General features: G+C 68.6%; 11 protein-coding genes. 6 read left to right on the forward strand and 5 right to left on the reverse strand.

Translation table 11 applies throughout. The features are described from left to right. The first annotated feature begins 210 nt into the window (after positions 1–210). Positions 211–639, forward strand: coding sequence for a hypothetical protein (locus Q0L11_RS09675; protein ID WP_296596939.1), 429 nt, complete (start codon positions 211–213; stop codon positions 637–639). A 143-nt stretch (positions 640–782) separates the two neighbouring features. Beyond that, positions 783–1,160, forward strand: coding sequence for a hypothetical protein (locus Q0L11_RS09680; protein ID WP_296596941.1), 378 nt, complete (start codon positions 783–785; stop codon positions 1,158–1,160). 268 nt (positions 1,161–1,428) lie between these two features. Here the strand turns inward: Q0L11_RS09680 and Q0L11_RS09685 are convergent, their stop codons facing one another. The 3 genes from Q0L11_RS09685 to rsgA form a co-directional block, all read right to left on the reverse strand. Then, on the reverse strand, positions 1,429–3,351 hold the full coding sequence (locus Q0L11_RS09685; RefSeq protein WP_367183390.1) for a potassium transporter Kup: 1,923 nt from the start codon (positions 3,349–3,351) through the stop codon (positions 1,429–1,431). A gap of 104 nt (positions 3,352–3,455) precedes the next feature. Further along, complete coding sequence (locus Q0L11_RS09690) at positions 3,456–5,114, reverse strand: NAD(P)/FAD-dependent oxidoreductase (RefSeq protein ID WP_296596943.1); 1,659 nt, start codon at positions 5,112–5,114, stop codon at positions 3,456–3,458. Between the two features lie 58 nt (positions 5,115–5,172). Further along, positions 5,173–6,261 (reverse strand): ribosome small subunit-dependent GTPase A, encoded by a 1,089-nt coding sequence (rsgA, locus tag Q0L11_RS09695; protein WP_296596946.1) that lies wholly within the window; start codon positions 6,259–6,261, stop codon positions 5,173–5,175. A 237-nt stretch (positions 6,262–6,498) separates the two neighbouring features. Here rsgA and Q0L11_RS09700 point away from each other — a divergent pair, with 237 nt between their 5' ends. Together Q0L11_RS09700 and Q0L11_RS09705 are read left to right on the forward strand one after the other, a co-directional pair. Continuing rightward, positions 6,499–6,804, forward strand: coding sequence for a GNAT family N-acetyltransferase (locus tag Q0L11_RS09700; protein WP_296596947.1), 306 nt, complete (start codon positions 6,499–6,501; stop codon positions 6,802–6,804). 3 nt (positions 6,805–6,807) lie between these two features. Next, positions 6,808–7,188, forward strand: a complete 381-nt coding sequence (locus Q0L11_RS09705; RefSeq protein ID WP_296596948.1) for an iron chaperone — start codon at positions 6,808–6,810, stop codon at positions 7,186–7,188. 153 nt (positions 7,189–7,341) lie between these two features. Here Q0L11_RS09705 and Q0L11_RS09710 read toward each other — a convergent pair whose 3' ends face one another. After that, complete coding sequence (locus Q0L11_RS09710; protein WP_296596950.1) at positions 7,342–8,082, reverse strand: methyltransferase domain-containing protein; 741 nt, start codon at positions 8,080–8,082, stop codon at positions 7,342–7,344. Between the two features lie 174 nt (positions 8,083–8,256). On the opposite strand from Q0L11_RS09710, the gene Q0L11_RS09715 reads away from it, so the two are divergent. Together Q0L11_RS09715 and Q0L11_RS09720 are read left to right on the forward strand one after the other, a co-directional pair. Beyond that, positions 8,257–9,225: a polyprenyl synthetase family protein gene (locus Q0L11_RS09715; protein ID WP_296596956.1), complete on the forward strand. Its 969-nt coding sequence runs from the start codon at positions 8,257–8,259 to the stop codon at positions 9,223–9,225. A 64-nt stretch (positions 9,226–9,289) separates the two neighbouring features. Beyond that, a complete protein-coding gene (locus tag Q0L11_RS09720) occupies positions 9,290–10,222 on the forward strand; it encodes an iron-containing redox enzyme family protein (RefSeq protein ID WP_296596951.1) in 933 nt (310 codons plus the stop codon). Position 10,223: 1 nt separating this feature from the next. On the opposite strand, the gene Q0L11_RS09725 is transcribed toward Q0L11_RS09720, so the two are convergent. Then, positions 10,224–11,207 (reverse strand): class II fumarate hydratase (locus Q0L11_RS09725; RefSeq protein WP_296596952.1); only part of this gene is annotated, 984 nt, incomplete at its 5' end.

Here is an 11,207-nt window from a genome sequence, read left to right on the forward strand (position 1 = left end):
AGCCAGTCTTCATGAGACGGCCCGGGCGAGAGTCCGGGCCGTTTTTTTGGCCGGCCGGAATCTCGCGCCTTGAATCGCGTCCATCTCGGAATCGCGCCAGTTGCCACCGGAAAGAGAATTTTAACCTCTGGAGAGATTCTGGATTGACTCGCGCTGTGTCGGCGCCCCCAAGTTGTCAAGGCTGGAAACAACTTGTGATGGGGGCGGTCGATGGCGATGGTGCCGATCTCCTGGGAGACCTTGAGCCGCATCGCCCTGCGCGCGCAAGAGCTGAAGCTGCCGGTGACAATGGAACTCGGCGAAGTGATCGCCCTTCTGATCGCCGACGAAGACACGACTGCGGAGGGTGGCTGGAGCCATAGCGGAGTGTATCTGCCGGAGGGCACAGCGCTCAGGTTCAGCTACCTCGGCCAGGCTTTTGACGGAATCGTTCGGGACGGACTCTTGGTCTTCCCTGATGCGGCCGACGAGTCCCCTTCCAAGGTGGTGCTGGAATCGATCAGGGCGCGTGGCCACGAGGTCGCTTCGGTCAACGGATGGGTCGCAATCCTTGCCGAGGTTGCGCACGGCGGCGGCCGTCGTTGGCAGAAACTCTCGGAACTGCGGCTCCTCGCGCAGGAGAGCGCGCGACGGGCTTAGGCGTCTCAAGAAAGCAAGCGCGGCGGGCGGATTGGTGGAGGTTCGGACGACCGCGATGACAATGTGGGTGGCGAACCATGTCGGACAGGCGGCGGGAGGAAGGATACGCTGAAGCTGCAGGGCCGGCGCGCAGGGAGGTGGCCGTGTTCATCGATCCCGGCGCGCCGAGGCTTCGCCCCAAGGACTTGGCGCGGATCACTGCCAAGGAAGACGCGCGCCGCCACGAGCGCCAGCTGGCGAAGGATCGCTACCAGCATGACGAGCAAATGGCGGCGGCAAAGACCGCGCGCGCCGTCAGCCTCAAGGATCGGGACGTCGTCATGCGCCTGATCGCGGCGGTGGCGGCCGTCATGATTGCCTGGATGGCGCTGCCCGTCTTCGCGAAGTCGGCGCCGGCCGCCAACGCCTTCACCATCGGGGTAGGTGGAGTCCTGTCCACGGTGCTGTTCGGCCACCGGATCAAGACCGCCATCGAGCTTATCCGCGGGAAGCGGCAGGAAGCGATGCGGACGCCGGACTAGAGGCGCCGTACCTGGGGCGGCGTCGCCACGTCCCCGTGCAAATGTGACGGCCCGGGGTGGGATGTCGCCGCCTTGTCATCGACTCGACGCAACCTCTGTCGTAGCTGGCCGTTGCTGTCACAGTTGGGGAGGCGGCGCATGTACCTGATCCGGATTTTGTTGAAGTTCGCGGGGCTCGGCCTGCTGGTCGCTGTCGACCTCGTCCGTCCCAGCCGCCCCGAATATCGCTTGCCGGCACGCTGGCTCGCCCGTTAGGCGGCCGAGCCGCTTAGAGCGACATCTGCACGCCCATCTCCACCACGCGTCCGGGCGGGATGCGGAAGAAGTCGGTGGGGTCCGCGGCGTTCTTCGCCAGCCATAGGTAGAGGCGGCCCATGCCCGGCGGCAGCGGGGATTGCGCCGCCCGCACGAGGGTGCGGCGTCCCACGAAGAACGACGTGCGCATGATATCCATCTTCACGTCGCGCCGGCGCAGGGCGCTCAGGGCCTTCGGCACGTTGGGATCGTCCATGTAGCCGAAGGTCAGGATGATGCGGGTGAAATCCGGAGACAGCTTCACCACCTCTGCCCGCGCGCTCTCCGGTACGTGCGGGGCCTGTGCGATCTGGACCGAGACGATGAGGTTCGAGGCGTGCAGCACCTTGTTGTGCTTCAGGTTGTGCAGCAGAGCTCCGGGTACGTGGGATGCGTCCGAGGTCAGGAACACCGCCGTACCCTCGGCGCGGTGCACCGAGCGGGAGGCGAGCAGGTCGAGCATTTCCTCGAGGATCGGCGTGTCGCGCCCTGCGCGTCGGCGGATCTCATCCGAGCCGCGCGCCCAGGTGGCCATCAGGAAGAACAGCGCCCCACCGATCGCGAGCGGGAAATAGCCGCCCGAGAGCAGCTTGAGGGCGTTGGCGCCGAGGAACACCGTGTCGAGGGCGAGTAGCGGCACAATGAGGGCAGCGGCCTTCCAGCGGGGCCAACGCCAAAGCCGCGTGACGACGATGAAGGCGAGCAGGGTGGTGACAACCATGGTGCCCGTGACGGCCAGGCCGTACGCATGGGCGAGGGCGCTGGAGTTGTGGAAGACGGCGATCACGAAGACGACGCCGATCGCCAGAAGCAGGTTGATCTGGGGGATGTAGATCTCGCCTGCCTGTGTCTTTGACGTGCGGAGCACGGTCAGCCGCGGCAGATAGCCCAGAAGGATCGCCTGGTGTGTCAGCGAGAACGCGCCGGTGATCACCGCCTGACTGGCGATGATCGTGGCCAGCGCGGCCAAGGCCACCATCGGCGCCCGCAGGGCCTCTGGCGTCATCTGAAAGAACCAGTCGGTGTTCTGGATCGCCTGGCCGTGGGCCCCGGCGAGCTGGTGGAGCGCGAACGCGCCCTGGCCGAGGTAGTTCACGACCAGCAGCGGCAGTACGAAGAAGATCCACGAAGCTTGGATAGGCCACCGGCCGAAATGGCCCATGTCGGCGAACAGGGCTTCGGCTCCGGTGACCGTCAGGAAGACCGAGCCAAGGACGAAGAAGCCGGCCATGCCGTGAGTGAGCAGGAAGCCCGCGGCATGATGAGGGCTGAGGGCGACGAGCACTCCCGGCTCCGCCAGGATGTGCGGCGCGCCGATCGCTGCGATCGCGACGAACCAGAGCAGGCAGATTGGGCCGAACCAGCGGCCGACGCCCGCCGTTCCCCGCGACTGGATGAGGAAAAGGCCCACAAGGATGGCAAGGCTTGAGGCGATGACCACGCCCTCGGTCACCTTGTCGCCCAGCACCGGCACGGTTCTCAGACCTTCGATGGCCGACATCACCGAGATCGCAGGGGTGATGATCGCGTCGCCGTAGAAGAGAGCCGCTCCGGCGACACCGAGCACAAAAATCAGCGGTGTTCGTCGGCCGACGGCGCGTTCGGCGAGAGCGGCCAGAGACAGGACCCCGCCTTCGCCGTTGTTGTCGGCCCGCATGAGGAAGAGGACGTACTTGACCGTTACGACAAGGATCAACGCCCAGAACGCCAGCGAAACCACACCGAGGACGGCCTCAGGGGTGACGCCGTTCGCTTGTCCCAGCGCCTCTCGGAACGCATAGAGAGGGCTGGTGCCGATATCGCCGAAGACCACCCCGATGCTGCCGATTGCGAGCGCAAGAAATGGCGGCCGCCGGCCAGGGTGGCCTGACGGCGTGGCGGGAAGCGCGTGGATGATGGGAACCTCGTCAGCCAAATCCCGCTAGCGATAGCCGCTGCCGGCATAAGGGTTCCATATGGATTTTCAGCCGGCGGGTACGCCGCCCGAAGTGAGGGCGCCGGCTATTTCGAAGACCACCCCGGGCTCGGTGCGCCAGCGGTCGTGCTCCCGACGATCACCCGGGCGACGGCCTCGGCGACCTTGATGCCGTCCACGCCTGCCGAGAGGATGCCGCCCGCATAGCCGGCGCCCTCGCCGGCCGGGAACAGGCCGCGGACGTTCAGGCTCTGGAAGTCGGCGCCCCGCGTGATCCGGATCGGCGCCGAGGTGCGGGTCTCCACGCCCGTCAGCACCGCCTCGGGATCATCGTAGCGCGGGATGCGCCGGCCGAAGACGGGCAGGGCCTCGCGCATCGCCTCGCTCACATAGTCCGGCACGATCGCGGCCAGGTCCGTGGGGCGCACCCCTGGCCTGTAGCTCGGGACCACGCTGCCCAGCGCGGTGGACGCGCGGCCCGCCAGGAAGTCCCCCACGAGCTGGCCCGGCGCGCAGTAGTCGCCACCGCCGGCGACGAAGGCCGCGCTCTCCAGCTCGCGCTGCAGTTCGATGCCGGCCAGGGGATGGTCGCTGGGATAGTCCTCGAGACCGATCCCCACCACGAAGCCCGAGTTCGCATTCCGCTCGTTGCGCGAATACTGGCTCATGCCGTTGGTCACGACGCGGTTCGGCTCGGACGTGGCCGCCACCACCGTCCCGCCGGGGCACATGCAGAAGCTGTAGACCGTCCGCCCGTTGGCGCAGTGGTGCGACAGGGAATAGGCGGCCGCCCCCAGGTCGGGATGCCCGGCGCAGGGGCCGAAGAGGGCGCGGTCGATCCACGACTGCGGATGCTCGATGCGGAAGCCGATGGAGAACGGCTTGGCCTCGATGTGGACGCCGCGGTCGTACAGCGCCTGGAAGGTGTCGCGCGAGGAGTGACCGATGGCCAGGACGACGTGGTCGGCCTCCAGGAACTCGCCGGTGTGCAGGTGCAGGCCCCGGACCCGCTTCGCGCCGTCGGGCGCCCGGTCGAGCTCGACGTCGGTGACCCGGTGCTGGAAGCGGTACTCGCCGCCCAGCGCCTCGATCTTGGCCCGCAGGCTCTCGACCATGGTCACCAGGCGGAAGGTGCCGATGTGCGGGTGGGCCTCGGTCAGGATCTCGGGCGGGGCGCCGGCCGCCACGAACTCGGTCAGCACCTTGCGGCCCAGGAAGCGCGGGTCCTTGATCTGGCTGTAGAGCTTGCCGTCGGAGAACGTGCCGGCCCCGCCTTCGCCGAACTGCACGTTGGACTCCGGGTTCAGCTCGCTCTTGCGCCACAGGCCCCAGGTGTCCTTTGTCCGCTCGCGGACAACCTTGCCGCGGTCCAGGATGATCGGGCGGAAACCCATCTCGGCCAGGATCAGGCCCGCGAACAGGCCGCAGGGCCCCGCGCCGATCACCACCGGTCGCAAGGGCATGGCCGATGGCGCCGCCGCCACCGGCTTGTACGAGGTGTCCGGCGTCGGGCGCACATGTGGATCGCCGGCCAGCCGCTGCAGCACCTCGGTTTCGTCCTTCACCTCGGCGTCGACGATGTAGACCTTGAGGATCGCGGCCTTCTTCCGAGCGTCGTGCGCGCGCTTCCACACCGACCAGCGCAGGAGGTCCGTAGCGGGCACGCCCAGGCGCGCGGCGATGGCGGCCGGCAGTTCCTCCGGCGCGTGATCCAGCCCGAGTTTGAGTTCTGAGATCCGAAGCATCGCGGCCTATGTAGCGGGTCGCGCGTCGCCGCGCATGGGGCGCGGCGACGCGCGCCGTTCAAGCCTCCGGCCCGCCGCGCTTCTGCTTGATCCACGCGCGCGCCGCTTTGTGTCGGCTAGCCCAGAGCTTGCGGTTCTCCTGGGCGGCGCGCGGATCTTCCTTGCGACGTTCGAAGGCCAGCTCCGCCTGCAGCTTCTCGTAGGCGCGCAGCCTTTCCTCCGGCAACTCGCCGGCCTGGATCGCCGCGCGCACGGCGCACCCCGGCTCGCGGGCGTGACTGCAGTCGCTGAAGCGGCACGCGGCGGCGAGGGCCTCCACATCCTCAAACGCCGCGGCGACCCCGGCGTCGGCGTCCCACAGGCCCAGCTCGCGCATTCCCGGCGTGTCGAGGATCAGTCCGCCCGACGGCAGGCGCACCAGTTCGCGGTGGGTGGTGGTGTGGCGACCGCGGGCGTCGTCCTCGCGGATTTCGCCGGTGGCCATCTTCTCCTCGCCCGCCACGGCGTTGAGCAGGGTGGACTTGCCCGCGCCCGACGAGCCGAGCAGCACCGCCGTCTTCCCGGGCGGCAGGCGCTGCGCCACCGCGTCCAAGCCCAGCCCTGTCTTCGACGACACCGCCAGGACGGGGGCGCCGAAGGCGATGGCCTCCACCTCGGCCACGACCGCGGCCGGATCGCCGGTCAGGTCAGCCTTGGTCAGGACGACGACGGGCTCGGCCCCGCTCTCGTAGGCCGTGGCCAGGTAGCGCTCCAGCCGGCGCAGGTTGAGGTCGGCGTTCATCGAGGCGACCAGGAAGGCTACGTCGACGTTGGCGGCCACCACCTGGGCCCCGCCGCGCGGGCCGGAGGCCTTGCGGATGAAGGCGGTCTTGCGAGGCAGGACGTGGTGAACCAGCGCCCAGGTCTCGCCCGGGCGGGCCTCGACGGCCACCCAATCGCCGGCGGTGGGCCGGTCCTCGTCGGCGGCCGTCTTGAGCAGGACGCCCGAGGCGCGGGCGTCGATCTCGCCGTCCTGGGTCAGGAGGCGATAGCCGCCGCGCTGCTGGACGACGATGCGCCCGGGGATCAGGCCCTGGGCGGTGAAGGGTTCGAAATCGGCCTGGAACCTGTCGTTCCAGCCGTAGTCGGTGAGTGCTGTGGTCAGCAACGGGGATGTCCTTGAAGTCGTGAGCCACGGACCTTCGGGTCCAGCGGGCGTCGACCGCGGATCATCCCCGCACGGGGATGGTGGGCTGTCAGGCAGCCGGCGCGGCGACGCAGCGGATGGCTGCGTGGGCAATGGGCGACATGCGAACCTTCTCCTCTGCTGCTGGCCTCGCCGAATGCGCGGGACCTTGGCGGCGGCTCCGCGCCGCGTCAAGAAGGGCGCAGCAGGGAGTTCGCCATGGCCGACGTCACCGTCACCAACAACACCGCCGCCAGCCGCTTCGAGGTGAAGCTGGACGGCGACACGGCCTTCGCCGAGTACCGGCTGAAGCCCGGCCACATCATCCTGCCCCACACGGTCGTGCCGGACGCCTTCGCGGGCAAGGGCGTGGCGGGCGCGCTGGCGGTGGCGGCGTTCGGCTACGCCCGGCAGAACGGTCTGCTGGTCATCCCGACCTGCCCCTTCATGTCGGCGTGGGTGAAGAAGCATCCCGAGCAGCAGGACATCGTCGATCCGTCCTGCAAGGAAACCCTCGGGATCTGAGCCATGGTGCAGTCGACGGCGGTCAGCGTGGACGACTGGATGGCCGAGACCGACGCGGCGCGCCGGCCGGCGCTGGAGGCTGTCCGCGCCTGCGCCTTAAAGCATTTCGGCGCCGCCGCGGAGCGGATGAGCTACGGCATGCCAGCCTACGTTCGGCGCGGCGACGAGGGGCCGGTCTTCGCCTTTAACAGCCAGAAGCAGTACATTTCGCTTTACGTGAGCACGCGGGTCCACCCGTTGCATGCCGAGGCCCTGGCCAAGCTGGACGCTGGCAAGAGCTGCATCCGCTTCCGGAAGCCGGGAGATATCCCGCTGGATCTCGTCGACCGTATGCTGGCCGACAGCGCGGCGCTGTCTCCGGTGGTCCACGGCAAGCCGTCTTAGGTTCGGTGAGCCATTCCCACATGGTTCGTCATTCCGGGGCTTGACCCGGGGATTCATTCCAGGGCGCCCGCAGGCTCGCGCTCCGTCTTGCGAGGTCGGGTGGATGGCCGGGTCGAACCCGGCCACGACGAGCGGAAGGAGGGCGAGGAGAGCCTACCCCCAGCCCAGTCCCGCTTCTCCTCGCAGGATCGCCTCGACCTCCGGACGATGCTTCCCGCCCTCGCGGTCGTGGAGCACAAGCGGCGGCAGCAGCTTCAGCGGCGCCTTGCCGGTCTTGATCGCGCGGACGAGCACCCGCTTGGCCGGGGCGTCGGCGAACGGGTGGATCGGACGGATCTGGAACGACCCAGCCTTGGGCGCGAGCAGGCTGAGCAGGTCGGCCAGTCGGTCGGCCCGGTGGATCACCGTGATCGTCCCGCCTTCGCGCACCGCCTTAATGAGGAATTCCGTCCAGGCCATCAGCCCTTCGTCGGCCATCCAGGCGGCGGCCTTCTCGGGCGCCGGCGCCCGCAGCGCCGCGGGGTCGTCGAAGAAGGGGGGATTGGCGATCGCCGCGTCGAAGGGCGGCAGGCCCAAAGCCTTGAAACGCTGGGCCACGTCGCCGGCTATGGCGGTCACGCGGGCCTCCAGGGCGTTCAGCGTAATGTTTTCCCGCGCCAGGGCCAGGGCCTCCGCCTCTCGCTCGACGCCGACGAAGGTCGCGCCGGCCTGCCGGGCCGCCGCCGCCAGCAACGCCGCGCCAGGGCCGCAGCCTGCCTCGATCACCCGCTGGCCAAGGCCCGCGTCGCACGCCGCCGCCAGCAGAGCTGCGTCCATCCCCGCGCGATAGCCCTTCGCCGGTTGCCGCAAACGGACCCGGCCGTTCAGCAGACGGTCTTCAGTAGGGGCATCCATCCGACGGGCCTTGGTGTAGAAGGGACTGAACGTGTTCGGTCGTGCTCGCTTGACCGTGCCCTGTCGCGTCACCATTGTCCCGGCGAATGGCGGACGGTCGGGGGCCGACCGCTTGGTTGATACAGGAATAGTCCTCCCTTGGAAGCCGCCCAGGCTATCGCCGCTCCCCCGTCCCTGGACCTGCTGCTGAAGCTGGCGGGCCCCGACATGCGCGCGGTGGACAAGCTCATCCGCGAACACATGGACAGCCCCGTGCCGGTCATCCCGGCCCTAGCCGATCACCTGATCGCGGGCTCGGCGAAGCGGCTGCGACCGCTGCTGACGATCGCGGCGGCGCGTCTCTGCGGCGCCCGTGACGATGCGTGCCTGAAGCTGGCGGCGGCCGTGGAGTTCATCCACACCGCGACCCTGCTGCACGACGACGTGGTGGACTCGTCGCAACTGCGCCGCGGCCGCGTGGCCGCCCATCTGATCTGGGGCGCGCCGGCCAGCGTTCTGGTCGGCGACTTCCTGTTCGCCCGCTCGTTCGAGCTGATGGTCGGCGCGGGTTCCATGCCCGCCCTGGAGGTCCTGGCGCGCGCCAGCCGCGTGATCTCCGAGGGCGAGGTGCTGCAGCTTACGCGCAGCCACGACCTGGAGCTCAGCCAGGACGTCTATATCGAGATCATCAAGGCCAAGACGGCCGAGCTGTTCGCCGCCGCCGCCGAGGCCGGGGCTATCTCCGCCGGTGCGCCGCCCGAGCGCTGCCGCGCCCTGCGCAAGTTCGGCCAGGACCTCGGGCTCGCCTTCCAGCTCATCGACGACGCTCTGGACTATTCCGGCGACGCCGAGACCCTCGGCAAGAATCCCGGCGACGATTTCCGTGAAGGCAAGGTCACGCTGCCTCTGCTGCTGGCCATGCGCCGCACCAGCGCCGCCGAGCGCGACTTCTGGGTCCGCACGGTCGATCGGCGCGAGCAGGAGGAGGGCGATCTCGACCGCGCCCGCGAGCTGATGCGCGAGACCGGCGCCCTCGAGGACACCCTGGGCTTGGCGGTTCGCTACGCCGACGGCGCCAAGGCGGCGATCGCCGACTACGGCTCCAATAGCTGGCGGCCGGCGCTGCAGGACCTCGCCGATTTCGCGGTGATGCGCCGGGCTTAACCCAGCTTAGCGCTCGGAACTCCTTCGTCGCACGCGCGCTCCTTCGCCTCCGAGGGAGCCAAGAATGCTTGCAGCACAACGCCTGGCCCGCGTGGGCCTGTTCTCGCCAGAGTTTCCCGATGCCGAGTCGATGCATCAGGGGCTGGCGCAGTGGAATCGTCGCCGCCTGGCTGTCCAGACGCCGACACCCGGCTGGTCCATCGACCTCAACAACGATTTCAGGATGATGCGCATCGAGGGGGCCTTCATCGAAGGCTTCCGCATGGACGTAGCCCCCCTCGTCGCGGATGTCCCCAGCGACGCCGCCGGGTTCATCCGATGGTTCGAGGCGCTCAAGCATTCAGGCCCCGGCCAATACGACCCGCTGTTCGCCTGGATCGAAACCAGCGCCAGCCTGGAACAGATCAAGTGGTTCCTGACCCAGGAAGCGGCAGGCGAGGCGGGCTTCGACGACCTGGTGGCCATGACCCAGGTGAAGCTGCCGGCCCGGCCCAAGCTTGAACTGGCCCGCAACTACTGGGACGAGATGGGCCGCGGCAAGGAGGGCGGCATGCATGGCCCGATGCTGGACCGAACCGTCCAGGGGCTGGACCTGCACCCGACCATCGAGGGCACCCTCTGGCAATCTCTCGCACTCGCGAACACCATGACTGCCTTCGCGACGACGCGCCGTTACGTCTACCAGTCGATCGGCGCCCTGGGGGTGGTCGAGCTCACCGCGCCGACGCGCGTGGCCTGCGTCGATGAGGGGCTTAAGCGCCTGGGCGTCGCGCCCGAGCAGCGCAAGTACTTCGCCCTGCACGCGCAGCTCGACATCGAGCACTCCAGGGCCTGGAACGCCGAGGCGCTGATCCCGCTGGTCGAGGCGGATCCCGCTTGCGCGAAGTTCATCGCCGAAGGCGCGATCATGCGCCTGATCTGCGGCGAGCAGTGCTTCGAGGCCTACCGCGCCCATCTCTGGGCCCACGCGCATCCGGTGGTCTACGCGGCGGAGTAGATCAGCCCGGGCTGATCATCTTCTCCGGGCGCACCCACTCGTCGAACTCCTCGTTGGTGAGGTAGCCGCCGCCGACCGCTTCTTCGCGCAGCGTGGTGCCGTTCTTGTGCGCCGCCTTGGCGATCTTGGCGCAATTGTCGTAGCCGAGCTTGCCGTTCAGCGCGGTGACCAGCATCAGCGAGCGTTCCAGGTTCGCCTTGATGTTGTCTTCGCGCGCTTCGGTCCCCACGACCATGTTGTCGGTGAAGCTGACGGCGCCGTCCGCCAGCAGGCGGCAGGACTGCAGGAAGTTGTAGGCCATCACCGGATTGAAGACATTCAGCTCGAAGTGACCCTGGCTCCCGGCGAAGGCCATGGCGGACTGGTTGCCCATGATGTGGGCGCAGACCATGGTCAGGGCCTCGGCCTGGGTCGGATTGACCTTGCCGGGCATGATCGACGAGCCCGGCTCGTTCTCGGGCAGGGCCAGTTCGCCGAGGCCGGCGCGAGGGCCCGAGCCCAGGAAGCGCAGGTCGTTGGCGATCTTGAACAGCGAACCGGCCGCGGCGGTCAGCGCGCCGTGGCTGAACACCATCGCGTCGTGCGCGGCCAGGGCCTCGAACTTGTTCGGGGCGGTGACGAACGGCAGGCCGGTGATCGCGGCGATCTTCTCCGCCACCTTCTCGGCGAAGCCGATCGGGGCGTTCAGGCCAGTGCCGACGGCCGTACCGCCCTGCGCCAGCTCGTAGAGGCCGTAGAGCGTCTCCTTGATACGGCGCACCGACATCTTCACCTGGTGGGCATAGCCGCCGAATTCCTGGCCGAGGGTCAGGGGCGTGGCGTCCTGCGTGTGGGTGCGGCCGATCTTGATGATGTGGCTGAACTCGTCGGCCTTCTTCTTCAGCGCGGCGTGCAGATGCTCCAGCGCCGGCATGACCGACCGCGCGACCTCCTCGGCCGAGGCGATGTGCATGGCCGTCGGATAGGTGTCGTTCGACGACTGGCT

Origin of the sequence: Phenylobacterium sp. (assembly GCF_024508875.1) — a bacterium.
Taxonomy (GTDB): Bacteria; Pseudomonadota; Alphaproteobacteria; order Caulobacterales; family Caulobacteraceae; genus Phenylobacterium.

Coding starts and splice junctions, on each gene's coding strand:
- Q0L11_RS09675 (WP_296596939.1), top strand. CDS start 211: ATGGCGATGGTGCCGATCTCCTGGGAGACCTTGAGCCGCATCGCCCTG.
- Q0L11_RS09690 (WP_296596943.1), bottom strand. CDS start 5,114: ATGCTTCGGATCTCAGAACTCAAACTCGGGCTGGATCACGCGCCGGAG.
- Q0L11_RS09700 (WP_296596947.1), top strand. CDS start 6,499: ATGGCCGACGTCACCGTCACCAACAACACCGCCGCCAGCCGCTTCGAG.
- Q0L11_RS09705 (WP_296596948.1), top strand. CDS start 6,808: ATGGTGCAGTCGACGGCGGTCAGCGTGGACGACTGGATGGCCGAGACC.
- Q0L11_RS09710 (WP_296596950.1), bottom strand. CDS start 8,082: ATGGATGCCCCTACTGAAGACCGTCTGCTGAACGGCCGGGTCCGTTTG.
- Q0L11_RS09720 (WP_296596951.1), top strand. CDS start 9,290: ATGCTTGCAGCACAACGCCTGGCCCGCGTGGGCCTGTTCTCGCCAGAG.